At 41.0% G+C, this 24,686-nt stretch carries 38 protein-coding genes, 1 pseudogene and 1 riboswitch; of the genes and pseudogenes, 10 read left to right on the top strand and 29 right to left on the bottom strand.

What is annotated here, in order from left to right:
* The first annotated feature begins 27 nt into the window (after nt 1-27).
* The gene (locus tag ACLS0A_RS05785) at nt 28-585 is read left to right on the top strand and encodes a restriction endonuclease subunit S (protein WP_416082662.1); all 558 of its coding nucleotides are present in this window, start codon (nt 28-30) and stop codon (nt 583-585) included.
* Between the two features lie 32 nt (nt 586-617).
* Here ACLS0A_RS05785 and ACLS0A_RS05780 read toward each other — a convergent pair whose 3' ends face one another.
* Together ACLS0A_RS05780 and ACLS0A_RS05775 are read right to left on the bottom strand one after the other, a co-directional pair.
* Nucleotides 618-1,550 (bottom strand): site-specific integrase, encoded by a 933-nt coding sequence (locus ACLS0A_RS05780; protein ID WP_416082632.1) that lies wholly within the window; start codon nt 1,548-1,550, stop codon nt 618-620.
* 119 nt (nt 1,551-1,669) lie between these two features.
* A pseudogene (locus tag ACLS0A_RS05775) lies at nt 1,670-2,158 on the bottom strand (restriction endonuclease subunit S); the annotation flags it as partial.
* Between the two features lie 145 nt (nt 2,159-2,303).
* Between ACLS0A_RS05775 and rsmE the strand changes: the two are divergent.
* From rsmE to ACLS0A_RS05755, 4 genes are all read left to right on the top strand, one after another.
* Nucleotides 2,304-3,038, top strand: a complete 735-nt coding sequence (gene rsmE, locus ACLS0A_RS05770; protein WP_416082631.1) for a 16S rRNA (uracil(1498)-N(3))-methyltransferase — start codon at nt 2,304-2,306, stop codon at nt 3,036-3,038.
* A gap of 24 nt (nt 3,039-3,062) precedes the next feature.
* Entirely contained in the window at nt 3,063-3,620 is a 558-nt protein-coding gene (locus tag ACLS0A_RS05765) for a YqgE/AlgH family protein (RefSeq protein WP_103854503.1), read from the top strand.
* Complete coding sequence (gene ruvX / locus ACLS0A_RS05760; protein ID WP_416082630.1) at nt 3,620-4,039, top strand: Holliday junction resolvase RuvX; 420 nt, start codon at nt 3,620-3,622, stop codon at nt 4,037-4,039. The genes ACLS0A_RS05765 and ruvX overlap by 1 nt, the downstream gene beginning before the upstream one ends.
* A 261-nt stretch (nt 4,040-4,300) precedes the next feature.
* Complete coding sequence (locus ACLS0A_RS05755; protein ID WP_103855127.1) at nt 4,301-4,906, top strand: YagU family protein; 606 nt, start codon at nt 4,301-4,303, stop codon at nt 4,904-4,906.
* Nucleotides 4,907-4,977: 71 nt separating this feature from the next.
* Here ACLS0A_RS05755 and ACLS0A_RS05750 read toward each other — a convergent pair whose 3' ends face one another.
* Complete coding sequence (locus tag ACLS0A_RS05750) at nt 4,978-5,433, bottom strand: NUDIX domain-containing protein (protein ID WP_416082629.1); 456 nt, start codon at nt 5,431-5,433, stop codon at nt 4,978-4,980.
* Entirely contained in the window at nt 5,426-6,127 is a 702-nt protein-coding gene (locus tag ACLS0A_RS05745) for an rRNA large subunit pseudouridine synthase E (RefSeq protein WP_416082628.1), read from the bottom strand. The genes ACLS0A_RS05750 and ACLS0A_RS05745 overlap by 8 nt, the downstream gene beginning before the upstream one ends.
* Before the next feature lie 122 nt (nt 6,128-6,249).
* On the opposite strand from ACLS0A_RS05745, the gene icd reads away from it, so the two are divergent.
* Nucleotides 6,250-7,506 (top strand): NADP-dependent isocitrate dehydrogenase, encoded by a 1,257-nt coding sequence (gene icd / locus ACLS0A_RS05740; RefSeq protein ID WP_416082627.1) that lies wholly within the window; start codon nt 6,250-6,252, stop codon nt 7,504-7,506.
* Nucleotides 7,507-7,666: 160 nt separating this feature from the next.
* Here the strand turns inward: icd and ACLS0A_RS05735 are convergent, their stop codons facing one another.
* From ACLS0A_RS05735 to ACLS0A_RS05725, 3 genes are read right to left on the bottom strand one after another with little or no spacing between them, the layout of a single operon-like run.
* Nucleotides 7,667-7,891 (bottom strand): hypothetical protein, encoded by a 225-nt coding sequence (locus ACLS0A_RS05735; RefSeq protein WP_416082626.1) that lies wholly within the window; start codon nt 7,889-7,891, stop codon nt 7,667-7,669.
* Between the two features lie 30 nt (nt 7,892-7,921).
* A complete protein-coding gene (locus ACLS0A_RS05730) occupies nt 7,922-8,251 on the bottom strand; it encodes a hypothetical protein (RefSeq protein WP_416082625.1) in 330 nt (109 codons plus the stop codon).
* Nucleotides 8,252-8,302: 51 nt separating this feature from the next.
* Entirely contained in the window at nt 8,303-8,680 is a 378-nt protein-coding gene (locus tag ACLS0A_RS05725) for a hypothetical protein (protein WP_416082624.1), read from the bottom strand.
* Between the two features lie 123 nt (nt 8,681-8,803).
* Here ACLS0A_RS05725 and ACLS0A_RS05720 point away from each other — a divergent pair, with 123 nt between their 5' ends.
* Nucleotides 8,804-9,250, top strand: coding sequence for a hypothetical protein (locus ACLS0A_RS05720; RefSeq protein ID WP_416082623.1), 447 nt, complete (start codon nt 8,804-8,806; stop codon nt 9,248-9,250).
* Between the two features lie 167 nt (nt 9,251-9,417).
* Here ACLS0A_RS05720 and ACLS0A_RS05715 read toward each other — a convergent pair whose 3' ends face one another.
* Complete coding sequence (locus tag ACLS0A_RS05715) at nt 9,418-9,642, bottom strand: hypothetical protein (protein ID WP_416082622.1); 225 nt, start codon at nt 9,640-9,642, stop codon at nt 9,418-9,420.
* Nucleotides 9,635-9,814 (bottom strand): hypothetical protein, encoded by a 180-nt coding sequence (locus ACLS0A_RS05710; RefSeq protein ID WP_330934455.1) that lies wholly within the window; start codon nt 9,812-9,814, stop codon nt 9,635-9,637. The genes ACLS0A_RS05715 and ACLS0A_RS05710 overlap by 8 nt, the downstream gene beginning before the upstream one ends.
* Before the next feature lie 225 nt (nt 9,815-10,039).
* On the opposite strand from ACLS0A_RS05710, the gene yihA reads away from it, so the two are divergent.
* Nucleotides 10,040-10,672, top strand: coding sequence for a ribosome biogenesis GTP-binding protein YihA/YsxC (gene yihA, locus ACLS0A_RS05705; RefSeq protein WP_416082621.1), 633 nt, complete (start codon nt 10,040-10,042; stop codon nt 10,670-10,672).
* 210 nt (nt 10,673-10,882) lie between these two features.
* On the top strand, nt 10,883-12,418 hold the full coding sequence (locus ACLS0A_RS05700; RefSeq protein ID WP_416082620.1) for a YifB family Mg chelatase-like AAA ATPase: 1,536 nt from the start codon (nt 10,883-10,885) through the stop codon (nt 12,416-12,418).
* 63 nt (nt 12,419-12,481) lie between these two features.
* Here the strand turns inward: ACLS0A_RS05700 and ACLS0A_RS05695 are convergent, their stop codons facing one another.
* From ACLS0A_RS05695 to ubiK, 3 genes are all read right to left on the bottom strand, one after another.
* On the bottom strand, nt 12,482-13,168 hold the full coding sequence (locus tag ACLS0A_RS05695) for a metallophosphoesterase family protein (protein ID WP_416082619.1): 687 nt from the start codon (nt 13,166-13,168) through the stop codon (nt 12,482-12,484).
* 8 nt (nt 13,169-13,176) lie between these two features.
* Nucleotides 13,177-14,448, bottom strand: a complete 1,272-nt coding sequence (gene nadR, locus ACLS0A_RS05690; protein ID WP_103854511.1) for a multifunctional transcriptional regulator/nicotinamide-nucleotide adenylyltransferase/ribosylnicotinamide kinase NadR — start codon at nt 14,446-14,448, stop codon at nt 13,177-13,179.
* Between the two features lie 78 nt (nt 14,449-14,526).
* Complete coding sequence (gene ubiK / locus ACLS0A_RS05685) at nt 14,527-14,790, bottom strand: ubiquinone biosynthesis accessory factor UbiK (protein ID WP_416082618.1); 264 nt, start codon at nt 14,788-14,790, stop codon at nt 14,527-14,529.
* A gap of 96 nt (nt 14,791-14,886) precedes the next feature.
* Nucleotides 14,887-15,032, top strand: a riboswitch (FMN riboswitch).
* A 114-nt stretch (nt 15,033-15,146) separates the two neighbouring features.
* On the opposite strand from ubiK, the gene ribB reads away from it, so the two are divergent.
* Entirely contained in the window at nt 15,147-15,788 is a 642-nt protein-coding gene (gene ribB, locus ACLS0A_RS05680) for a 3,4-dihydroxy-2-butanone-4-phosphate synthase (RefSeq protein WP_250351133.1), read from the top strand.
* 214 nt (nt 15,789-16,002) lie between these two features.
* Here the strand turns inward: ribB and rplQ are convergent, their stop codons facing one another.
* The 17 genes from rplQ to rplN form a co-directional block, all read right to left on the bottom strand.
* Complete coding sequence (gene rplQ / locus ACLS0A_RS05675) at nt 16,003-16,392, bottom strand: 50S ribosomal protein L17 (protein WP_103854517.1); 390 nt, start codon at nt 16,390-16,392, stop codon at nt 16,003-16,005.
* A 39-nt stretch (nt 16,393-16,431) separates the two neighbouring features.
* Complete coding sequence (locus tag ACLS0A_RS05670) at nt 16,432-17,421, bottom strand: DNA-directed RNA polymerase subunit alpha (RefSeq protein ID WP_126371196.1); 990 nt, start codon at nt 17,419-17,421, stop codon at nt 16,432-16,434.
* A gap of 32 nt (nt 17,422-17,453) precedes the next feature.
* A complete protein-coding gene (gene rpsD / locus ACLS0A_RS05665; protein WP_103854519.1) occupies nt 17,454-18,074 on the bottom strand; it encodes a 30S ribosomal protein S4 in 621 nt (206 codons plus the stop codon).
* Between the two features lie 28 nt (nt 18,075-18,102).
* Nucleotides 18,103-18,492 carry a 30S ribosomal protein S11 gene (gene rpsK, locus ACLS0A_RS05660; protein ID WP_012072238.1) on the bottom strand — a complete coding sequence of 130 codons (390 nt, stop codon included), beginning with the start codon at nt 18,490-18,492 and terminating at the stop codon, nt 18,103-18,105.
* A 15-nt stretch (nt 18,493-18,507) separates the two neighbouring features.
* Nucleotides 18,508-18,864 carry a 30S ribosomal protein S13 gene (rpsM, locus tag ACLS0A_RS05655; protein WP_017805524.1) on the bottom strand — a complete coding sequence of 119 codons (357 nt, stop codon included), beginning with the start codon at nt 18,862-18,864 and terminating at the stop codon, nt 18,508-18,510.
* Between the two features lie 140 nt (nt 18,865-19,004).
* Nucleotides 19,005-19,118, bottom strand: coding sequence for a 50S ribosomal protein L36 (gene rpmJ, locus ACLS0A_RS05650; RefSeq protein ID WP_005548767.1), 114 nt, complete (start codon nt 19,116-19,118; stop codon nt 19,005-19,007).
* 26 nt (nt 19,119-19,144) lie between these two features.
* Nucleotides 19,145-20,470 (bottom strand): preprotein translocase subunit SecY, encoded by a 1,326-nt coding sequence (gene secY / locus ACLS0A_RS05645; protein ID WP_416082617.1) that lies wholly within the window; start codon nt 20,468-20,470, stop codon nt 19,145-19,147.
* A gap of 7 nt (nt 20,471-20,477) precedes the next feature.
* Nucleotides 20,478-20,912, bottom strand: coding sequence for a 50S ribosomal protein L15 (gene rplO, locus ACLS0A_RS05640; protein WP_103855458.1), 435 nt, complete (start codon nt 20,910-20,912; stop codon nt 20,478-20,480).
* 4 nt (nt 20,913-20,916) lie between these two features.
* Nucleotides 20,917-21,096, bottom strand: a complete 180-nt coding sequence (gene rpmD, locus ACLS0A_RS05635) for a 50S ribosomal protein L30 (protein ID WP_103854522.1) — start codon at nt 21,094-21,096, stop codon at nt 20,917-20,919.
* Between the two features lie 6 nt (nt 21,097-21,102).
* On the bottom strand, nt 21,103-21,603 hold the full coding sequence (gene rpsE, locus ACLS0A_RS05630) for a 30S ribosomal protein S5 (RefSeq protein WP_416082616.1): 501 nt from the start codon (nt 21,601-21,603) through the stop codon (nt 21,103-21,105).
* 15 nt (nt 21,604-21,618) lie between these two features.
* The gene (rplR, locus tag ACLS0A_RS05625) at nt 21,619-21,972 is read right to left on the bottom strand and encodes a 50S ribosomal protein L18 (RefSeq protein ID WP_046098797.1); all 354 of its coding nucleotides are present in this window, start codon (nt 21,970-21,972) and stop codon (nt 21,619-21,621) included.
* A gap of 13 nt (nt 21,973-21,985) precedes the next feature.
* The gene (gene rplF / locus ACLS0A_RS05620) at nt 21,986-22,519 is read right to left on the bottom strand and encodes a 50S ribosomal protein L6 (protein ID WP_046098796.1); all 534 of its coding nucleotides are present in this window, start codon (nt 22,517-22,519) and stop codon (nt 21,986-21,988) included.
* An 18-nt stretch (nt 22,520-22,537) separates the two neighbouring features.
* Nucleotides 22,538-22,930: a 30S ribosomal protein S8 gene (gene rpsH / locus ACLS0A_RS05615; RefSeq protein WP_103854525.1), complete on the bottom strand. Its 393-nt coding sequence runs from the start codon at nt 22,928-22,930 to the stop codon at nt 22,538-22,540.
* Nucleotides 22,931-22,966: 36 nt separating this feature from the next.
* Complete coding sequence (gene rpsN / locus ACLS0A_RS05610) at nt 22,967-23,272, bottom strand: 30S ribosomal protein S14 (protein WP_103854526.1); 306 nt, start codon at nt 23,270-23,272, stop codon at nt 22,967-22,969.
* 12 nt (nt 23,273-23,284) lie between these two features.
* Nucleotides 23,285-23,824, bottom strand: coding sequence for a 50S ribosomal protein L5 (gene rplE / locus ACLS0A_RS05605; protein ID WP_103854527.1), 540 nt, complete (start codon nt 23,822-23,824; stop codon nt 23,285-23,287).
* Between the two features lie 20 nt (nt 23,825-23,844).
* Nucleotides 23,845-24,156: a 50S ribosomal protein L24 gene (rplX, locus tag ACLS0A_RS05600; RefSeq protein WP_103855457.1), complete on the bottom strand. Its 312-nt coding sequence runs from the start codon at nt 24,154-24,156 to the stop codon at nt 23,845-23,847.
* 10 nt (nt 24,157-24,166) lie between these two features.
* On the bottom strand, nt 24,167-24,538 hold the full coding sequence (gene rplN, locus ACLS0A_RS05595) for a 50S ribosomal protein L14 (protein WP_005548786.1): 372 nt from the start codon (nt 24,536-24,538) through the stop codon (nt 24,167-24,169).
* Nucleotides 24,539-24,686: the final 148 nt, after the last annotated feature.

Genomic DNA, 24,686 nt, shown 5'->3' with positions numbered 1-24,686 from the left:
AACTATTTTTTAAAAGCCATTTAGCCAATTATTCTAAATGGCTTTTTTATCACCAAAAATCCTTACGCTTGGGAAAAGTGCAAGCTGGGGGAGGTGGCGGAAATTTATGATGGAACACACCAAACACCTAATTATAAAAAGTCAGGAATAATGTTTTTAAGTGTTGAAAATATTGAAACTATGATTTCTGATAAGTTTATATCAGAAGATGACTTTAAGAGAGAGTTTAAAACATATCCTACTAGCGGTGATGTTTTAATGACAAGAATAGGTGATATAGGAACAGTTAATATAGTCAATACAAATCAAAGACTTGCTTATTATGTAAGTCTAGCTTTACTAAAGCCTAAATTAGTTTTATCTGAATATCTAAAGCCATTAATAGAAAGCGATCTAATTCAAAAAGAACTTTGGAAAAGAACGCTACACGTTGCATTTCCTAAAAAAATCAATAAAGGTGAAATTGAAGAAATTCCTATTATTCACCCCACCCTCCCCGAACAACAAAAAATCGGCACGTTTTTCAGACGGCTGGATCGGCTGATTACTCTTCATAAGCGAGAGTGGATAAAATCACCGCTCTAAAGAGCGGTGAAAAATCCTTTATTTTCTATAAGTTAAGTAATATTTAGATTTGATAATGATCGCATTACAATATCCACATCTTTATTTTCCAATTCGTGAATAATATGTAAATAGGTTTTTTGTGTGGTGGTAATGCTGGCGTGCCCTAAACGGCGGGCAACGCTAGCAATGGATACCCCGGCAAATAACAGTAGTGAGGCGTGGGTGTGGCGGAGTCCGTGTACCGTAATAATTGGGATTGCCGCCTTTTTACAATAACGAGCAATGAGATCATTAATCGTAGAATTATAAACTTTTTCGTGATTCGGCAGAAAAATAGGAATATTTTCAGGGCAATGACGGATCAATTGTGCAAATTGAATAATTGTTTGCCAATCCAACTGAACTTTACGAATGGAAGAGCGATTTTTAGTGGGTAAAAATCCGCCGCCATTTTTATAATCCCAGGTTTTATTTATGGTTAATGTTTGTCGTGCAAAATCAAAATCTTTTGGGGTAACCGCAAGGGCTTCTGAAAAACGCAATCCGGTTTTGGCAATCAATAAAATCAACCAGTCAAAACTTAATTTTTCACTTAAATTAAGCTGATGAATAAGGGTTTGTAATTCATATTGGCTGAGATATTTCGGTTTTTTCTCGCGTGGAATTTTGCCTTTAATAATTGCTTTACGCGTAGGATCACGAATAACTAATCCTTCATCAACCGCACCTAAAATTGCTCCTTTAATTTGATGATGAAAATCCATCACAGTTTGCCGCTCGTGGCTACTTGCATAGTCATTTAATAGCTGTTGATAGCTAATTCGGTTGAGATCACATAGCCTTAATTTAGGTGCGAGACGAATAAGCCAGGTATGCGTCATTTTATATTTGGCCAGCGTAACAGGGCGAATTGCCCCCTCTTTATAAATGCGAATCCAACGTTTGAAATAGCGATGAAAAAGCTCTTGATTAGTTAATCGCATAGTGATGTCCTCCGTTTTATTGGGTTGAAAATTACACAATACAACGTGAGAACTATTCAGCGATTTTATCTATTTTGCAAGATTTTCACTTTGTTTTTATTATACTTTTTCTAATGCTATCACTTATGAAGAGTAATAAGGCGATCTAGCTGTTTAAATAGATTGCCGATTTTTTGTTGTTCGGGGAGGGTGGGGAGGGTGATGTTTAGTTTTAAAAAGTCTTTTTCGTGAATCCTCCACTGACCATATACAACGCCTTGTCTATATCTTGTCATCTGATAGACAAAATCCCTAAGAACTAATCTTTGTCCTATGCAATCCATATCAGCTAATTTTTTAGCATAGAAAATACTATAAACTGGTGAAATACAAGCATTTCCATATTTATTTAACCCAATTGAACCCGTTTCCAGATTATTAGAGCTATATATAAAGTCATTGTATTCTGTTTGCTTATACTTTTTCCCCTCTTCATCTGTAACTAAAAAATCCCTGTTATATCTTTCTCCTTTGTCTGCAATCCCTTGACCTGATACAAAAGCCATTAGTGGGTATTTATCAGATTTTGGAAATTGGCTATTTCGCTCTGCCAGCACCTCCCCCAGCTTGCACTTTTCCCAAGCGTAAAAATTATTTTTGGTACAGCTACGCCAAAAATCTCACAAAAAACGACTGCACTTTTGTAAAAACAATCACCGCCTATCACCTCAATTTCTGATATGATAGACAAACCTTAATTAACAGTAAGAAAAAATGCGAGTACCAAGAATTTATCACCCCGTTTCTTTGTTGGGGCAGACTCAGTGTGAATTAACGGAAGAGGCGGCGAATCACGTTGGGCGGGTGTTGCGGATGCAGGTGGGGGAGCGCCTTGAATTATTTGATGGTAGCAACCATATTTACCCCTCAGTGATTACGCAAGTGAGCAAAAAAGCGGTGGACGTGGAGATTTTAGATTGTCAGTTTGATGATCGGGAAAGTCCGCTGCACATTCATCTTGGGCAGGTGATGTCCCGTGGTGAGAAAATGGAATTTACTATTCAAAAATCCGTTGAGCTTGGGGTAAAGGTGATCACGCCGTTGTGGTCGGAACGCTGTGGGGTGAAGCTCGATGCAGAACGTATGGCGAAAAAAATTCAGCAATGGCAGAAAATTGCGATTTCGGCTTGTGAGCAGTGCGGACGAAATGTGATCCCAGAAATCCGTCCAATGATGAAATTAGAAGAATGGTGTGCCGAGCAAGATGGTATGTTAAAGCTGAATTTGCACCCACGCGCGAAATATTCCATTCGCACCTTGCCCACAATGCCGCCTGAAGGGGTGCGCTTGCTCATTGGTTCAGAAGGTGGCTTGTCGCCGCAAGAAATTGCGCAAACGGAGCAACAAGGCTTCACCGAAGTGTTGCTTGGCAAGCGTGTGTTACGCACAGAAACCGCGGCGTTAAGCGCAATCACCGCATTACAGGTTTGTTTTGGGGATTTAGCCTAACCCCTTGAATTTAGGAAAGAAAATATGCAATTACAAAACCATTTTTTAATCGCAATGCCCCATTTGGAAGACGATCATTTTTATCGTTCCGTGGTGTATATTTGCGAGCATAATGAGCAAGGTGCAATGGGATTGGTGCTAACTCAGCCCACCGATCTGAGCATTGCAGAATTATGTATTAAGATGAATTTTATGATGGCTGATGACCGCAAATACCCTGACGATCTCGTCTTGGCAGGCGGTCCAACCAACCTTGAACGGGGCTTTATTTTACACACAGAAACAGCAAAACCCTTTATGAATAGTCATAAAGTTGCCGATAATTTATGGCTCACCACCTCTGCTGATGTGATTGATACGCTTGGTACGCCGCAAGCCCCTGAAAAATGTTTAGTGGCCTTAGGTTGCGCCAGTTGGTCGCCTGAGCAATTAGAAAGAGAGATTGCGAATAACGATTGGCTTGTTGTGCCAGCCAATGAACATATTTTATTTGATGTGCCTTATTTAGAGCGCTGGTTAGCGGCAAATCAACTATTAGGTATTCAGCAACATAATTTTGCTTATCAAGCGGGGCATTGCTAATGGGGATTACCGCCGTAGCTTTCGATTTTGGTACGAAAAGTATCGGCTGCGCAGTGGGGCAAAGCATCACCGGCTCTGCCCAGCCGTTACCCGCGTTTAAAGCACAAGATGGCATTCCAAATTGGGCAGCTATCGAAAAATGTCTAAACGAATGGAAGCCTAACATTGTTGTAGTCGGTTTACCCTTAAATATGGACGGTACAGAACAGCCCCTAACCCAACGTGCCAGAAAATTCGCCAATCGCTTACACGGACGATTTGGCGTAACCGTTACCTTACAAGATGAACGCCTTACCACCACCGAAGCGCGCGCCGAGATTTTCCAACGTGGCGGCTTTAAAGCACTTGAAAAAGGCAAGGTGGACAGCATTTCTGCCTGTATTATTTTAGAAAGTTGGTTTGAAAGCTGTGAAGAATAATACTTTTGAAAACAATATATTACGCAGAATTTGAAAACAATATATTACGCAGAATTTGCAAGAGAATTGTCAATTCTGCGTTTTCTTTTTAATTCTCTTTGCACTCAATTTTCACTCACCCAACCCTACTTCTTTTGAATTATCTCTTTATAGGTAGAAAATTCCTTGACTAATTCCCAATTAGGCATAGAATTGCCAACGATTTTATTTATTTAATAAAATTTAATAAATCAACAACCATTATTTTATTTGGAGCATTATATGTCAGGTATTTTCACTCAAACCGATCCTGCACGTCGCCGTTATGGGATTGCAGCTTTTGTCGGTATTATTGCGGGTTTACTTTCTGCTTTCGTAAAATGGGGTGCAGAACACCCATTCCCACCACGCAGTCCATTTGATTTATTCGTTGCGGCTTGTCAAGATCCATCACAAGCTTTAGAAGTGTGTTCTCGTGCGTTTTTAAACCCACCACACGTTTTCTTGCGTGATTATCTTGGTATTGATCCAACTGAAGCTGTGTTTACTTTCGCTGATCACGGGTTTAACTGGATTGGAGTAACCCACATCACCTTCTCAATCGTATTTGCGGTGGGTTACTGTGTGGTTGCAGAGCGTTTCCCTAAAATTAAATTCTGGCAAGGTGTGGGCGCAGGTTTAATCGCTGATGTTTGTGTACACTACATCACATTCCCTGCTTTAGGTTTAACACCACCAGTATTAGACTGGCCATTATACGAACACGTTTCTGAATTAGTGGGTCACGTTTTCTGGTTCTGGACAATTGAGATTGTGCGCCGTGATTTACGTAACCGCATCACGCACCAACCAGACCCTGAAGTTCCATTAGATCAACCTTATCGTTAATCAAGTAAAGCCCGAGCCATTCGGGCTTTATTTTTGCTAAAAATAAAGTGCGGTGTAAATTTCACCCATTTTTATTCAAACACCTTCAACACATCTAAGCTCACCCCTTCACCATTTAAATAATCTTGCAGGGCTTGGCTGACAAGTGGGTTGCGTTCTGCTTGTCCTTCTTGTTGGATATAATGCTGAAATTCTGCGGGAGTCAGCCATAAACCGCCTTCAATATCAGGATCCCTTGGGCGAATAGGCAGCTGCTCTGCAAGCTCTACTGCAAACACAAAACGCAAATAATCTTTTTGGCTGCGTGGGGCGTGCCATTGGTAGATTTTGATCAGCTTGCTTGGCGTTGCGTCAATCCCCGTTTCTTCACGCAATTCGCGTATTGCGCCGGCAAGGATCGTTTCGTTTTGCTCTAAATGCCCCGCTGGTTGGTTTAAGGTCATTTTGCCGTATTCAAATTCTTTGACAAATAAAAATTTGCCTTGGCAATGCACTACGCACGCCATTGTAATATAAGGTCTATGCATTGGATTTCCTTAATTTTAACCGTTGATAAAGTGCTTCTAGCTCTTGGGAATTCAATTGATAATACTGCCCTAATGGCAAATTTTCTACACGAAATCCTGCCATTTTGCCACGAATTAAACGCAAAGTGGGAAAGCCGATATGCGCGGTCATTCTACGAACTTGGCGATTTTTGCCCTCACAAATTTTGATTTCTAGCCAACTTGTGGGAATGTTTTTTCGCTCGCGAATAGGCGGATTGCGTTGCCATAAAAAATTTGGCGCAGAAATCAACCGCACTTTCGCCGGCAAGGTTTTGCCATCTTTTAGCATTACGCCTTGGCGCAGCGGTTCAAGCTCGCTCTCTGTTGGCTCCCCCTCCACTTGCACGAAATAGGTTTTCTCTGTTTTGTATTTAGGATCAGCCAAGCGGTGCTGAATTTCGCCGTTGTTGGTAAGAATTAACAAACCCTCACTATCACGATCCAAACGCCCAGCAGGGTAAATCTGCGCAATGGGAATAAAATCTTTCAGCGTTTGCCGCCCATTTTCATCGCTAAATTGGCTTAGCACATCAAAGGGCTTGTTAAACAGCACCACTTTGGTTTGGGAGAAATTCGGTGTGCTTGTTTTTTTACGCGCAAAATGCTGAACCGTTTTTTTGCGTAAATTTTGCCGTTCTTGATGATTACGGCTTGAAAGAAATTTTGCCTTCATATATGTTATGGAAATGTTGATTCGTTACTTAACAAAAGACACATTTTTAACAATCATTAATGCCGCTTTTGTTAAACATTTCATTCACTATAACACAACATCAAGCATAAAGGAGAAATCCAATGAGTCAAACCCAATCCGCCGTTGTTATCCCACAAGGTGAAAAAATTCGTTTAGATGCACAGGGCGCAATAATCGTGCCGGATAATCCAATTATTCCATTTATTGAGGGCGATGGCATTGGCGTAGATGTAACGCCTGCAATGCAACGCGTGATCGATGCGGCTGTGGAAAAAGCCTATCAAGGCAAACGCAAAATTTCTTGGTTAGAAATTTATGCCGGTGGCAAAGCCAATGAAGTTTATGGCGAAAACACTTGGCTTCCAGCCGAAACCCTTGATTTTATTAAAGAATATCACGTTGCGATCAAAGGCCCGTTGATGACCCCAGTGGGCGGTGGCATTCGCTCGCTCAACGTAGCAATGCGTCAAGGCTTGGATCTTTACAACTGCTTGCGTCCAATTCGCTATTACAGCGGCACGCCAAGCCCAGTGAAACACCCTGAAAAAGTGAATATGGTGATTTTCCGTGAAAATTCAGAAGATATTTACGCCGGCGTAGAATGGAAAGCTGGCTCGCCTGAAGCGGACAAAGTGATCCAATTTTTGCAACAAGAAATGGGTGTGAACAAAATTCGTTTCCCACAAGATTGTGGTATTGGTATCAAGCCTGTTTCAAAACAAGGTACACAGCGTTTAGTGCGTGCGGCTTTGCAATATGTGATTGATAATGATAGAAAATCCCTCACCCTTGTGCATAAAGGCAACATTATGAAATTCACTGAAGGCGCATTTAAAGAATGGGGTTATGAAGTGGCGAAAGAATTTGGCGCAACGCTCATCGATGAGGGCCCGTGGATGAAACTGACGAATCCAAAAACAGGGCGTGAAATTATCATCAAAGACTCCATTGCCGATGCGTTCTTGCAAGAAGTGTTGCTCCACCCAGCCGATTACGATGTCATCGCCACACTCAACCTAAACGGCGACTACATTTCCGATGCCCTTGCCGCACAAGTAGGCGGAATTGGTATCTCACCGGGGGCAAATATCGGTGCGGAAGCGGCAATTTTTGAAGCCACCCACGGCACAGCACCAAAAATCGCAGGGCAAAACAAAGGCAACCCTGGTTCATTAATCCTAAGCGGTGAAATGATGTTACGCCATTTAGGCTGGACAGAAGCCGCGGATTTAGTGGTAAACGCAGTCGCCAAAGCCATTGAAAACAAAACCGTTACTTTTGATTTTGCAGAAATGTTAGAAGGCGCGAAATTATGCTCCACGTCCGAATTTGCTGAAGAAATTGTGGCGAATATGTAACTTAGCGGCAAATCTTTCCCCTTTACTAAATTCGAGAGATTTTGATGCGGGCGAACACATCGGTCCGCCCCTACGGGAAAGTGCAATGATAAATGGGAAAAGAGCGGTAAAAAATCTCTAAATTTTTCACCGCTCTTTTTCTTTGCTTTTATTTGTTAATTCAAATAATCATATTCCTCTTGGCTGATGACGGTGTCGTAGCCGCCCATAAGTCGCCTTGGTGTTTGCGGATTCCCGTGTATTCGAGGCTGGCATCTTCGTAGCGTTTGAAGCTGAAAACAGCTTCGTTCATTTGCGATTGGTTGAAGACGTTGAGGTTCACCAGCAGTTGGAAATCTTTTTGCGTTAAGCCCGTTACAGTGAAGAAAAGTTCGGGTTCTAGCACTTCGATCACTTCTCGCAAGGTGTGTTACCGTTATTGGATCTCACCTTGTTCATATTCGGCGGCATAGGTTTGCTTGATCTGCAAAAAATCGCATAGGCTGGATTGAAAAACCGTGCGATAAGGGTGCGATTGGGCAGCGTTGCCATTTGGCGTGATGGTGTATTCTTCCCCAACCAAGCCTGAGTAGATAAACGGCGCGCGCTTGATTTTTCTCTCGTTAATAAAACTCCACTGAGAAAAAATAATGGCTTTTTTCGCCCACTCTTCTTCCGCACAGCTTAAATTCGGAATGGGAGAATGCTCGCGCGGGTATTTCACCTCCATTTTTAACGCATCGCCCAACACAATGTTGAAATGCAACAGGCAATCAATGGCATCAAGACATTCGGTTTTTTGGCTGTGCGGAAACAGCTACGCGTATTCTTGCGCAGCAAAATCAAACAGCCGTTTGCGGCAGGCTTTTACGTTATCTTCCAACAGCTCAATACCGTAAAGACTACTTACCGCAAGGATTAAATCTCGTTCATAGGAAAGCTGGCTTGGCGATTTAACGTGTTTTTTTCGCTTACTTTTATCTTGGTAATTTTCTGCCGCCACCGCCAACTTTCGGTGCAAAATTTTGATCAAAAAATTGCCTGTTCCGCACGCAGGTTCTAAAAAAGTGGCAGAAAGTGATTGTGGCTGTATCGCGACTAAATCCAACATTGCATTCACTTCACGCTCTCGGGTATAAACTTCCCCGTGATCCGCCACACGTTTTTTTGAAACTATTTGTTTTTCGTCTTTCATTAATAATGACTTTTTCTATCAGAAATAGCCGCTCCATTTTTATGTAACTATTTTTGATCGTTTTGTAACTTTTATCAAATCATAGTTACAATTTTTTATGTGAGAGTGATAGCTTTCGCAACTATGAAAAAAGATGAAAAAACGCAACAAGATCAGCGAGAAAGACTACGTTTTGCTGAAAATTTAAAGAAAGGATTAATTGCCAAGGGTTATGCAGCCCGTGGCAATGTTCTTGAACGTGAATTTAATTTGCGTTATTACGGTGCGTCTATTACTCCACACACTGCAGGAAAATGGTTGCGGGGTGAGAGTATTCCACGTCTTGATAAACTGAAAACACTTGCTAGTTGGCTACAAATTAATTTGACGGACTTGGTATCCCCTGAAAAACTAGAACGCCTAGAAGCTGGCGAACTTCGCCGTTCAGATATTTTGGAACAACATCGCTGGGAAAACATCGCTACCCAACAAGACAAAGCCCTTTTCAGCCACTTCCTTGATCTCCCCGAACCTCAACGCAATGTTATGCGAGAAGTGATTATGGCGCTATATAAACAACACTGCGAATAATTGGTTTTGTTGCGCTTTGCCTATTTGTTGTTTGGAAATATTGTTTGGGCAATAGACAAATCTCCCCTCTTTAGCAAAGAGGGGTTAGGGGAGATTTGTCAGCACTGATTACGGACGTGGATAAAGCCTGCGACTATGAATAATGGTTTTGATATGCACTTCATCGCCTAAAATATCATAAACAATACGATAACCACGGCAAAAGGCTTCGCGTTGATTTTTACCAATAAGCCTTCCAGCACCTTCTGGAATAAAGCAATAACGTCAATTTTGTTGAAAATATCTTCCGCAAGTTTTATTCCACTGTTTTCATAACCCGTGTATTCAATTATATTAGCGATAATTTCACGCAAATCTTGTTGTGCATTACTGGAGAGAATGACTTTAGCCATAAATCAAAAATTCACGCTCTGCTATGGCTAATTCTTTCGATTTTTGTTCGATCAATTGGCGGATATCTTCTTTGGATTCCGCTAATGAAATAACATTACCAGCCTTAAAATCCTCATCACCACGGCGGATTTTTTCCGCCAAAAATTCATCATAACCTTTTTCTTTAAACATTTGGCTTCTCTCTAATAGACTTGAACGAATATTGAACCGATCCTAGCACCTTTTTTCTTTATCAACAATCAAAAAGACTTCTGGCTTTTACTAAAAATAATCCCCCATTATCAAAAAATATTCATAGAAAGAAGTGGAAAATTTATGTTTTTTTACCGCACTTTGTGATTTTAGGGTATGCTAGACACTTTCCTTATTGGCTAAAATTGTTAAAAGATAGATACAATGAGCAACGACATTAAACTGAATTATCACAAAACCCATTTTCTAACGAGCGCGCCGAATATTCGTGTGTTGCCTGAAGATAGCGGTATGGAAATTGCCTTTGCAGGGCGTTCTAACGCAGGAAAATCCACTGCGCTTAACGCCTTGACCAATCAGAAAAACCTTGCCCGTACCTCCAAAACTCCAGGTCGGACGCAATTAATTAATGTGTTTGAAGTGGAACCGTTCTACAAATTGGTGGATTTACCGGGCTATGGCTATGCTGCCGTACCTGAGCAAATGAAAATCCAATGGCAGAAGGCTTTGGGTGAATATTTGCAAAAACGTGAATGTTTAGGCGGTGTGGTGATTTTAATGGACATTCGCCATCCTTTGAAAGATTTAGACCAACAGATGATTGAATGGGCGGTGTCCGCTGATTTGCCTGTACTATTATTGCTCACCAAAGCGGATAAACTGAGCCAAAGCGCCGTGAGCAAGCAAGTGAAAATGGTGCGCGAAGCCATTTTGCCATTCCAAGGCGATGTGCAAGTAGAAGCCTTTTCCGCCCTGAAAAAACAAGGCATTGATAAACTAGCAAGAAAATTGGATAGCTGGTTTAGTGCTGTAATTGTGGAAGATGAAGAAGCGTAATCAATGAAAAAGTGCAGGAGAAATTCTGCACTTTTTAAAATCATCAACAATTCTGTAAAAATCCCCTACCTAAAAAACTTTCTCACTACATCAATCGACTGTCTGATCAATTTTCTCGATCCCGATCGCAAAAAAGTGCGGTGGGAATTTTCTTTGTTTTTGGCTTTTTCTATATTAGGTCTTCAAATGAAATGAGATAAAGGATAATAAATGTCGTTAGCCATTGTTTATAGCCGTGCATCAATGGGGGTGCAAGCGCCGCTGGTTACTATTGAAGTGCATTTAAGTAACGGGAAACCGGGTTTTACCCTTGTGGGCTTGCCAGAAAAAACGGTGAAAGAAGCACAAGATCGCGTGCGAAGTGCGTTGTTGAATGCTAACTTTAAATACCCTGCCAAGCGAATTACGGTGAACCTTGCGCCTGCGGATTTACCCAAAGACGGCGGGCGTTTTGATTTGCCCATTGCTATTGGGATTTTAGCGGCTTCTGAACAAGTTAATCCTGAACGTTTAAAGCAATTTGAGTTACTGGGTGAGCTGGCTTTAACGGGGCAATTGCGTGGGGTTCACGGCATTATTCCTGCGATTTTAGCGGCTAAAAAAGTGCGCCGTTGCCCGATTATTGCCAGACAAAATGCGAATGAGGCGTCTTTGGTCGCCGATCAAAAAAGTTATTTCGCACAGAATTTATTAGAGGTGGTGCAATTTATTAATGAACAAGAAAAACTCCCCCTTGCCACGGATTTAGCCACGCAAAGTGCGGTAGATTTTCCCTTTAAAAATCAAGCAGATTTAACGGATATTATTGGTCAGCAACACGCTAAACGAGCCTTAACCATTGCCGCTGCAGGGCAACATAATTTATTGCTTTTAGGGCCACCCGGTACGGGAAAAACAATGCTGGCAAGCCGTTTAACGGGGTTATTGCCAGAAATGACCGAGCAAGAAGCCATAGAAACTGCTTCCGTCACTAGCCTTGTACAAAATGAGCTAAATTTTCAAAACTGGAAACAACGTCCATTTCGTGCGCCCCACCACAGTGCGTCTTTGCCTGCTTTGGTGGGTGGGGGGACGATCCCAAGACCGGGGGAAATTTCTCTTTCGCATAACGGCGTGTTGTTTTTAGATGAGCTACCAGAGTTTGACCGCAAGGTGCTAGATGCTTTGCGTCAGCCGTTAGAAAGTGGTGAAATCATTATTTCACGCGCTAATGCGAAAATCTGTTTTCCAGCAAAATTTCAACTGATTGCGGCAATGAATCCTAGCCCTACTGGGCATTATACTGGTGTGCATAATCGTACTTCACCGCAACAAGTGATGCGCTATTTGAATCGTCTTTCAGGGCCATTTCTAGATCGCTTTGATTTATCCATTGAAGTTCCCCTTTTGCCTAAAGGCGCATTACAACATATTGAAAATAAAGGAGAAACCAGTGAGCAAGTGCGGTCTAAAATTATTAAGGTTCGTGAAATTCAATTCGCCCGCGCTGGAAAAATCAACGCACATTTAAGTAGTAAAGAAATTGAGCGAGATTGCAAAATTAGCTCGCAAGACGGTATTTTCCTTGAAAATACGCTCACTCAATTAGGGCTTTCTGTGCGTGCTTATCACCGTATTTTAAAAGTGGCTCGCACCATTGCGGATCTGAATAATGAAAAGCAAATCCAACGCCCTCATTTGGCCGAAGCACTTTCCTATCGGGCGATGGATCGGCTGTTGCAGAAACTTTCAAAGAATTTAGGATAGGCTGAAATTTTATAAAATTTCTAACCGCACTTTATATTTGGTCTGAAAAAGAAAACGAGAAACTTATTTTCTATCGTCAATATTTTTTAGCAAATAATTCCCTTGTTCATCGCATAGGCTGCGGAAGCCTACGTTGGTGATTTTGAGTTTGGGATCACGGTTAATCTGGGAATAATCAAAATTTTCGTGGTGGTGGCCGTGGAAAATGTGCGTTGCGCCCATTTTTTTTGCCAGTTTGTTGAACACGGCAAAGCCAAGAGGGTGGGGTCTTGGTGCTTCGTGGGAAATGAGGATATCCGCTTGCAGATTTTCTAGTTGTTCAAAATCAGAAGGAAAAATTGAGGTGCGGTGGCGTAATGGCAAACCACCGCGCCAGATTTTCTCTTGTGGGCAATATTGGCAATAATGGATTGGGTCGAAAAAAACAGGTTTATTGGGTGGCATCCAAATTTGTCCGCGGAATACGCCGCCTAATCCTGCAATGCGTTTACCTTGAATGGTTTGTACGCGTCCGTGTAGGTTTCGGCTTTTCCATTCTGTTCCCCAAATGGCTTCAAAGGCGGCAACAGTTTTGCTGTCGTGATTGCCGTGAATAAACCAGAGGTCGCAATATTGCGCTAATTTATCCAATTCTTCGGTGGTGGTGAGTTGTAAATCCCCGAGTATGACAAGGGCGATACCCTCTTGCTCTTGCACAAAAGGGTAAAGATGGTCGTATCTTCCGTGTGGATCGCCTGCAAATAAGATCATAGGGGCTGTTATTCCTCAAAAATGGATTTATCGTTGTTTAGTTCGGGGAGTTCTTCTTCATTGAGAATTTTTTCTACAATGGATTTCACCTTATTATAACGCTCTAAATAGCTTGGTGATTCAATTTCAATATAAGGCACATTATATTTATCCAATAATTTTTTCAATAATTGTTGGAAACGTTGGCGCTGTTTGTGGCTACCAAGGCTACGCAAGCCGTCATCTACCCACTTGGTATTGTTGTTCAATAAAATCGTAATATCAAAAGGATATTCTTTGATCATTGAATCCAAAAACGGGTGCGCTTTGCCTTCATATTGAATACAAAAAGCTTGCGTGGTGATGAAGTCTGTATCCACAATCGCGACTTTATGGGCGTGGCGCACAGCGTAATCAATATAACGTTGATGACCTAGCGCCATTTGTGGGTAATCAGAATATTGCATCGCCTGCTCATCACCCCCTAATTTTTCAAACACAAATTCACGCCCATATTCCCACGCTGACGTGGTGTTGAATACGGTGGCAAGTTTATTAACTAGCACGGTTTTTCCGCTGCTTTCGCCGCCTAAAATAGCAATAGTTTTGGCGAAAAACGGACGCACTTCTTTCGGGATAAATTTCCAATAATGGAAAGGCGTATTACGAATTTTGGTGGCGGAAACGTTAAAGAATTGACGCTGCGGATCAACCAATTCCACCTGTAAATTCAAATATTTTTCGTAAGGTGCTTTGTCTTGCGGTTCGCTACTAAATACCACGCTAGGATTAACCTGTTTTTCTTCAAAAAGCTGTTTAACCCGTTCTGCCCACGCAGGCCAGCCGTTAGGATAGCTCGGCAAGCCATCTTCCACCAAATGATGAATGAAGATTTGGTTTTTCTGATATTTAAAAATTTGTTGCATCCAGCGCAGGCGATCTTGCACCGTTGGCATACGTTTCATTTTGCTGTCATAAAATAACTTCAGATCGCGCTCTGTATCGCTACACACCACAACGTGGACTTCATCTACCTTACTGAACGCTTCATAAATCATATTAATATGCCCAGTATGTACAGGGTAAAATTTACCAAAAATCACTCCTACTTTTTTATCTTGTAGATCCGTGATTTGTAGCACTTTATGCAAGGCAGACAACTTGGTCGCGCTTGGGTTTTTGATTTTGCCACTCACCAACTGATTAAAATAAGCACGGGTAATGTTGGCTTGCTCACAAACCTCGTTCACTTTTAGATTTAGCTGCTTGCGTTTTTGTTGTAGATAGGCGAAAGCGGACATCTTGAAATTCCTTATATTGCCAAATTTATTCAGAAAAAAGACCGCACTTTTCATTTAATATCAAAGTGCGGTGAGATTTTAGCGCGTTTCTTGCCCTTGATTTTGCGCTTGCAACAGGGCATCAACACGCTTTTCTAGCTCGTTCAGTTTCTCACGAGTACGTATTAAAACTTGGGTTTGCACATCAAATTCTTCACGGGTTACAACATCTAATTTCGCTAATTGAGCTTGCAAAACTTGCTTAAATTTTGCTTCTGCATCTTTACCAAGCTCTTTCATTCCTTGCGGTAAAGAATTTTGCACTTGTTGTATAATTTGCTCTATTTTTTGTGGATTTAGCATAAAGACCTCACATTATTGCGTCAATGTGGCATATTGTATGCAATATCGGCGCAAAGAAAAACATTTTTTCTCTATTTAGATTGCGTTATACTATGCAGGCATTCTCAGGGCAGGGCGAAATTCCCTACCGGTGGTAAGTGCAGCACGCATAAGCCCACGAGCGTTTACTTGCAAAAGTAAAGTCAGCAGATTTGGTGAAAATCCAAAGCCGACAGTTAAAGTCTGGATGAAAGAGAATAAACAGATTTACCTTAGGTAAAATCTGCCTTTGTTATTGGATTTTCTCATCTAATGAAAAGCCTTTCCTCATCAGCCCTGATTCAAGTATCCATTAATTTTTTAACAGGTTTTTTACTATGAATCAGTCAATTTTATCCGCATTTGGCACGCCACAAGAGCGTGTTGAAAAAGCCATTGAAGCGTTCAAACAAGGCAATGGCGTACTCGTTTTAGACGATGAAGATCGCGAAAATGAAGGGGATTTAATTTTCCCAGCGCAAACCATCGAACCTGCGCAAATGGCAAAACTTATTCGTTACGGCAGCGGCATTGTTTGCTTATGTTTAAGCGATGAAATTTGCCAACAGCTTGATTTGCCGCCAATGGTACAAAATAATACCAGCGTCAATAAAACGGCATTTACCGTAACCATTGAAGCCGCAGAGGGCGTATCCACAGGCGTTTCCGCAGCAGATCGTGTAACCACTATAAAAGCCGCCGTTGCAGATAATGCGAAACCACAAGATTTACACCGCCCAGGACATATCTTCCCATTAAGAGCCGCAGAAGGTGGCGTGTTAAAACGCCGTGGACATACCGAAGCCTCCGTAGATCTTGCCGTGCTTGCAGGCTACAAACCCGCTGCGGTAATCTGTGAAATCACCAACGATGATGGCACAATGGCACGCACACCTGAAATCATTAAATTCGCGAAAGAATTTGGTTATCCCGTGATGACGATTGAAGATTTAGTGCAGTATCGTTTAAAAGGTGAGTAAAGAAATAGTGAAATAGCAGGATTTTCCCTGCTATTTTTTTATCTATAGGCTTTAAACTGTTTTATACCTAGGTTTTTTTGCATTAAATTAACTAGGTAACTTTATTGAATATATAAAAGCCTTTATCTAGAAGGTGGTATAAATTAACCGATCCGTAAGGTTACTAATAATAAAAAAGCCTGCATATAGCAGGCTTTTCAATATCAAAATTATATTATTCAGCTGATGAAGCTTCTTCAGCAACAGCTGGACGATCTACTAGCTCAATGTATGCCATTGGAGCATTATCACCAGCACGGAAACCACATTTTAAGATACGAGTATAACCACCCGCACGTTGTGCAAAACGTGGACCTAATTCATTGAATAATTTAGCAACAGTTTCAATGTTGCGGGTACGAGCAAAAGCTAAACGACGGTTTGCAACACTATCTTCTTTTGCTAATGTAATTAACGGCTCAACTACACGACGTAATTCTTTTGCTTTTGGCAATGTTGTCTTGATGATTTCATGACTAACTAATGCACTTGCTAAATTACGGAACAGCGCTTTACGATGGCTGCTATTACGGTTTAGTTGACGACCACTCTTACGATGGCGCATGATCTTATCCTTCTCAGAAAAATCTTAACCTAATGACCACTAATCTTCAGCAATACTTGCTGGTGGCCAATTTTCAAGGCGCATACCAAGTGATAAGCCACGAGAAGCCAGCACATCCTTAATTTCAGTAAGTGATTTCTTACCAAGGTTAGGTGTTTTTAATAACTCAACTTCTGTACGTTGTACTAAATCACCGATATAGTGAATTGTTTCTGCTTTCAAACAGTTAGCAGAACGAACTGTCAACTCTAAGTCATCAACAGGACGTAAAAGAATCGGATCAAATTCCGGTTTTTCTTCCTTGACTTCAGGCTGACGAACATCTCGCAAATCAACGAATGCATCAAGTTGCTCTGCTAAAATTGTTGCTGCACGGCGAATCGCTTCTTCCGGATCAATAGTGCCATTTGTTTCTAGCTCAATAACTAACTTATCTAAGTCAGTACGCTGTTCTACACGCGTTGCTTCAACATTGTAAGCGATACGTTGAACCGGGCTATAACAAGCATCTACTAATAAACGACCAATAGGACGTTCTTCATCTTGAGAATGAACTCGAGCAGAAGCAGGAACATATCCTCTACCACGTTGTACACGAATACGCATATTGATTGATGCATTTTCATCGGTAAGATGGCAAATAACATGTTCAGGATTCACAATTTCAACATCTCCATCATGGGTGATGTCTGCTGCAACAACAGGGCCAATTCCAGATTTGCTTAGTGTCAGAAATACATTATCTTTATTCTGTACTTTAACCGCTAGGCCTTTTAAGTTTAGAAGCACTTCAAGAATATCTTCTTGAACACCTTCTTTGCTACTATACTCATGCAATACCCCATCAATTTCCACTTCAGTTACAGCACAACCTGGCATTGAAGATAGAAGAATTCGGCGTAATGCATTACCTAGAGTATGGCCGAAACCACGCTCTAACGGTTCTAAGATCACTTTAGCGTGAGTAGAGCTAATTTGCTCAATATCAACTAAATGTGGTTTTAAAAATTCTGTAACAGAACCCTGCATTTTATCCTCTCTTTGCTACGAAGCTTTAACTATTATTTAGAGTAAAGCTCTACGATCAGATGTTCGTTAATGTCTGCTGATAAATCAGAACGTTCAGGAACACGTTTGAACACACCTTCCATTTTAGCAGCATCAATTTCTAACCAAGTTGGTTTTTCTCTTTGCTCTGCTAATTCTAATGATGCTTTAATACGAGCTTGTTTCTTAGATTTTTCACGAATAGCTACAACATCATTTACTGACACTTGGAAAGATGGAATGTTAACCACACGACCATTAACAACAACTGCTTTATGGCTCACTAATTGGCGAGCTTCTGCACGAGTTGCAGCAAAGCCCATGCGATAAACAACGTTATCCAATCGACCTTCTAGTAATACTAATAAATTTTCACCAGTATTACCTTTTAGACGGTTTGCCTCTTTGTAGTAGTTACGGAATTGACGCTCTAAAATACCATAGATACGACGAACTTTTTGTTTCTCACGTAACTGACTACCATAGTCTGACAAACGAGGTTTACGAGCACCATGTTGACCTGGCGCTGTATCAATTTTACATTTTGAATCAATCGCGCGTACTCCTGACTTAAGGAATAAGTCAGTACCTTCACGACGGCTTAGCTTGAGTTTTGGACCCAAATATCTTGCCATTTTCTTTCTCCAACTATCCTAATACGTCTTATACACGACGTTTTTTCGGTGGACGACAACCGTTATGTGGAATCGGGGTAACATCAGTGATGTTTGTGATGCGGAAACCCGCTGCATTTAATGCACGGATTGTCGATTCACGACCAGGACCCGGTCCTTTTACCATAACTTCCAAGTTCTTTAAGCCAAATTCTTTGACCATTTCCGCACAACGCTCTGCTGCAACCTGTGCAGCAAACGGTGTTGATTTACGAGAACCACGGAAACCTGAACCACCAGCAGTAGCCCATGCTAGAGCATTACCTTGACGGTCAGTAATAGTAACGATTGTATTATTGAAAGATGCGTGAATGTGAGCAACGCCATCTACTACTTGTTTTTTTACACGTTTACGTGCACGAACTGGTGTTTTTGCCATTTAATTTACCCCGACTTATTTCTTGATCGGCTTACGTGGACCCTTACGGGTACGCGCATTAGTTTTAGTACGTTGACCACGCACCGGTAAGCTACGACGATGACGTAAACCACGATAACAACCTAAATCTAATAGGCGTTTAATGTTAAGTGTTACTTCACGACGTAAGTCACCTTCAACGGTAAATTTACCAACTTCGTCACGCAGTTTATCAATCTGCTCTTCAGACAATTCTCTGATCTTAACGTCTTCAGCAATTCCTGTTGCAGCACAAATAGCTTTTGCTCTAGTTTTGCCGATACCGTAAATTGATGTTAATGCAATTACAGTATGTTTTTGATCAGGAATGTTAATGCCTGCAATACGGGCCACTATGCACTCCTATTATTTTAACTAATTTGACATACTGATCTTGAAAAGCCCGTTTTCAGGATACTCAAACAGTATGTCAAGGACATAAATGAGCTGAGCATTATATATGCCCAGCTGGTTCTTTGCAAGAAAAATATGAATTAACCTTGACGTTGTTTATGTTTAGGGTCGCTACATAATACACGAACAACACCTTCACGTTTAACAATTTTACAGTTACGACATAATTTCTTTACGGAAGCACGAACTTTCATTGCTTATCCCTTTTACTATATGAGCATTACTGCCCAAAACCTTTAAGGTTTGCTTTTTTCAACGCAGATTCATATTTTGTTGACATTAAATGACTTTGAACCTGAACGATGAAATCCATAATTACCACTACAACAATCAGCAAAGATGTACCACCGAAATCGAATTGAACATTCCAAGCTGACGTCATAATATAAGGAACTAAACACACGAACGTAATATATAGACCACCAATTAAAGTCAAACGGGTCATAATCTTATCAATATAACGTGATGTTTGTTCACCTGGTCTAATTCCGGGAATAAATGCACCAGATTTCTTCAAGTTTTCTGCTGTATCACGCGGATTGTACTGCATCGCCGTATAGAAGAAACTAAAGAAGATAATAGCTACTGCATAAACAATCAAATATAAAGGCTGACCTGGATGCAATAGCATTGATAAGTCAGTTAACCAATCTAAACTTGCCCCTTGTCCAAACCAAGATGTAATAGTGGCCGGAAACAAAATAATACTTGAAGCAAAGATAGCAGGAATTACACCAGCCATATTTACTTTAAGAGGTAAGTGAGTGGTATGACCGCCAAGAATTTGACGACCTTGTTGACGTTTTGCATATTCAACTTTAATTCTACGCTGTCCTCTCTCAACGAAAACAACAAAATAAGTTACAGCAAAAACAATAACTACGATGAGCAACAGAACTAACAAGTGCATTTGCCCTTGACGCGCTTGCTCAATTGTTGCGCCAATTGCTGATGGTAAACCAGCAACAATACCTGCAAAAATAATTAAAGAAATACCATTCCCAATGCCTCGCTCGGTGATCTGCTCACCTAGCCACATTAAGAACATTGTACCTGTAACTAAACTAATCACAGCAGTAAAGTAAAAACCAAATCCTAAATTAGGCACCAATCCTGGCAACATATTAGGTAATCCAGTAGAAATACCAATTGCCTGAATCGTTGCAAGAACTAGCGTCGAATAGCGAGTATATTTACTAATTTTTCGACGACCGGCTTCACCTTCTTTCTTTAATTCTACTAAAGCAGGATGAACCGTTGTCAGTAGCTGAATAATAATTGATGCCGAAATATACGGCATAATACCCAACGCAAATACTGAGGCTCGGCTCAAAGCACCACCAGAGAACATATTAAACATATCAATAATGGTGCCTTTTTGCTGCTCAAGTAATTGAGCCAAAACAGCCGCATCAATACCAGGAACCGGAATGAAAGAACCAATACGGAAAACAATAAGTGCACCGAGCACAAATAACAATCGACTTTTCAGTTCACTTGTACCGCTTTGAGTACTTCTACTTTGATAACCTGGTTGTTTAGCCATTTATTAATTATTCCTCAACAGAACCGCCAGCTGCTTCAATTGCTGCTTTAGCGCCTTTAGTTACGCGTAAACCACGAACAGTTACAGCGCCTTTTACTTCGCCTGAAAGAATAACTTTTGCAAATTGAATATCTTTAGTTAATACATTAGCCGCTTTTAAGGTATCTAATGTTACAACATTACCTTCAACTTTTGCTAAATCATTCAAACGAACTTCCGCAGTTACCGCTGATTTCATTGAGGTAAAACCGAATTTCGGTAAACGACGATATAAAGGCATTTGACCACCTTCGAACCCGCGACGAACACCGCCACCAGTACGAGATTTTTGACCTTTATGACCACGACCACCTGTTTTACCTAAGCCAGAACCAATACCACGACCTAAGCGTTTTGCACTATGTTTAGCACCTTCAGCCGGAGATAGAGTATTTAAACGCATTCTCTTATTCCTCCACTTTAACCATATATGAAACTTGGTTAATCATCCCACGTACTGCAGGAGTATCGATTAACTCAACAGTATGGTGCATACGGCGAAGACCTAATCCACGCAAGGTAGCTTTATGCTTCGGTAAACGAGCGATAGAACTACGAACTTGAGTTACTTTAATAGTTTTAGCCATTGTCCATTACCCCAAAATTTCATCAACGGTTTTGCCACGTTTAGCAGCAACCATTTCTGGTGATTTCATATTTGCTAGTGCATCAATTGTTGCACGAACAACGTTAATTGGGTTAGTTGAACCGTATGCTTTAGAAAGAACGTTACGAATACCAGCAACTTCTAATACTGCACGCATTGCACCGCCTGCAATAATACCAGTACCCTCACTCGCAGGTTGCATAAACACACGAGAACCTGTGTGAGTACCTTTAATGGGGTGTTGTAAAGTGCCTTCATTCAAAGCCACAGTAATCATATTGCGACGAGCTTTCTCCATCGCTTTTTGGATCGCTGCCGGAACTTCGCGCGCTTTACCATAACCAAAACCAATACGACCATTACCATCGCCAACTACTGTCAATGCAGTAAAGCTCATGATACGACCACCTTTAACTGTTTTTGATACACGGTTTACCGCGATTAGCTTCTCTTGCAGTTCACCAGCTTGTTTTTCGATGTTTGCCATCTAAAATTACCTCTATTAGAACTGTAGACCAGCTTCACGGGCAGCGTCCGCTAAAGATTGGACACGACCATGATATTTAAAACCGGAACGGTCAAAAGCAACGTCTTTAACGCCTTTTGCTAATGCTCTTTCTGCAATAATTTTACCAACTACTGCAGCAGCATCTTTATTACCGGTATATTTCACTTGCTCACTAATTGCTTTTTCAACTGTAGAAGCAGCAGCAAGCACTTCTGAACCGTTTGGTGCAATCACTTGTGCATAAATATGACGAGGAGTACGGTGAACAACCAAACGAGTTGCACCTTGTTCACGCATCATATGACGAGCACGAGCTGCACGACGGATACGAGCTGATTTCTTATCCATAGTGTTACCTTAATTATTTCTTCTTAGCCTCTTTTGTACGTACAACTTCATCAGCATAACGTACACCTTTACCCTTGTAAGGTTCAGGACGGCGATAAGCACGAATATCTGCTGCAACTTGACCGATTAATTGTTTGTCAGCACTTTTCAGAACGATTTCTGTTTGTGATGGACATTCAGCAGTTACACCTGCAGGTAATGTATGCTCAACAGGGTGTGAAAAACCTAAACTTAATGCAACTACGTTGCCTTTCATCTGTGCTCTATAACCAACACCCACCAATTGTAACTTCTTAGTGAAGCCTTCAGTAACACCGATAACCATTGCATTAACTAATGCACGCGCTGTACCCGCTTGTGCGTCAGCACCAACTACCCCTGCACGAGGAGCAAAAGTTAATTCATTATTATCTTGTTTAACTTCAACTGAGTTATGAATAGTGCGAGATAACTCGCCATTTTTACCTTTAACTGTTAGTAGCTGTCCGTCAAGTTTTACCTCAACGCCGGCAGGAATACTAACAGGTGCTTTTGCAACACGAGACATTTTCTTCCTACCTCTCTATTAAGCTACATAACAAATAACTTCACCGCCCAAACCCGCTTGGCGAGCTGCACGATCAGTCATTACACCTTTAGATGTAGAAATTACAGCCACACCCAAACCACCCATAACTTTTGGTAATTCGTCTTTACGTTTATAAATACGAAGACCAGGACGGCTTACGCGTTGAATGCTCTCTACAACTGGTTTCCCTTGGAAATATTTTAAAGTAATTTCCAATTCAGGCTTAGCGCCTTCTAAAACTTTAACGTTTTCAATATAACCTTCTGCAGCTAATACATTGGCAATTGCCACTTTTAGCTTGGATGAAGGCATATTGATCACAATTTTATTCGCAGCTTGACCATTACGAATACGGGTCAACATATCTGCGATTGGATCTTGCATACTCATTGTGCTTTTACTCCGATTCCAAAATAAAGTAGTAAATTACCAACTAGCTTTTTTAAGGCCAGGAATTTCGCCACGCATTGCTGCTTCACGAACCTTAATACGGCTTAATCCAAACTTACGTAAGAAACCGTGTGGACGGCCAGTTTGGTTGCAACGGTTACGTTGGCGGCTAGGACTTGAATCACGTGGTAAAGATTGTAACTTTAACACGGCTGCCCAACGATCTTCGTCTGACGCATTTACATCAGAGATGATTTTTTTCAATTCCATACGTTTTGCATAGAATTTCTCAGCGAGTTTTACGCGTTTTACATCGCGTGCTTTCATTGATTGTTTAGCCATTTGTAACCTGCCTTATTTACGGAATGGGAAATTAAAGGCAGCCAATAGTGCTTGACCTTCTTCATCGCTGTTAGCAGTCGTTGTGATAGTGATATCTAAGCCACGAACGCGATCTACTTTATCGTAGTCGATTTCTGGGAAGATAATTTGCTCACGCACACCCATACTGTAGTTACCACGACCATCAAATGATTTTGCGCTTAAACCGCGGAAGTCACGAATACGTGGAACAGCAATTGTAATTAAACGTTCAAAGAACTCCCACATACGCTCACCGCGTAGTGTTACTTTACAACCGATTGGATATCCCTGACGGATTTTAAAGCCTGCAACAGATTTGCGCGCTTTAGTAATTAAAGGTTTTTGACCAGTAATCGCTGCTAAATCCGCAACTGCGTTATCTAGCAATTTCTTATCGGTCAATGCTTCACCCACACCCATATTCAGGGTAATCTTTTCGATTCGTGGGACTTGCATGACAGACGAGTAGTTGAATTTCTCTTTTAATTCATTAACTACTTGATCTCTGTAGTAATCATGCAGTTTCGCCATCGCATTACTCCAGTTTTTGATTAAATAATTTCATTGTTAGATTTAAAGAAACGTACTTTTTTACCGTCTTCAAATCTAAAACCTACACGGTCAGCTTTGTTTGTTTTCGGGTTAAAAATTGCAACATTTGACGCATCAATTGGTGCTTCTTTTTTCACTAAACCACCTTCTTTTCCTAATGCAGGAACTGGTTTTTCGTGTTTAGTGATAATGTTGATACCTTCAACAACAACTTTACCGTTTGGTAACACTTTAGTTACCTTACCACGTTTGCCTTTGCTTTTACCAGCAAGAACAATCACTTCATCATTTTGACGAATTTTTGCAGCCATTTCTTACTCCTTATAGTACTTCTGGTGCCAAAGAAATGATCTTCATAAACTTCTCAGAACGAAGTTCACGAGTCACAGGTCCAAAAATACGAGTACCGATTGGTTGCTCTGTGTTATTGTTTAAAATTACACAAGCATTACCATCGAAGCGAATGACTGATCCATCTGGGCGACGAACACCCTTCTTGGTGCGCACAACAACTGCTTTTAATACATCACCTTTTTTAACTTTACCGCGTGGAATTGCTTCTTTCACAGTAATTTTGATGATATCACCAATAGCAGCGTAACGACGGTGCGATCCACCTAGAACCTTGATACACATTACACTGCGAGCGCCTGAGTTATCAGCAACGTCCAGCATAGTCTGTTCTTGGATCATCTTAGTACTCCGCTAAAATTAATAACACCCTTTCGGGACGAATCTATCCTTATAGGATAGGAAAAGAATTCTACTATAAAAAATGCTATGAATGCAAGATAAAACTGAGCTTCAAGTCGTATTTTCTTCTAAAAGAGCTATTAGACTT

The organism is Avibacterium volantium, from assembly GCF_049366555.1.
GTDB lineage: Bacteria > Pseudomonadota > Gammaproteobacteria > Enterobacterales > Pasteurellaceae > Avibacterium > Avibacterium volantium_A.
The sequence above is the reverse complement of the archived record's forward strand: the minus strand, read 5'-3'. Positions and strand labels throughout refer to the sequence as shown.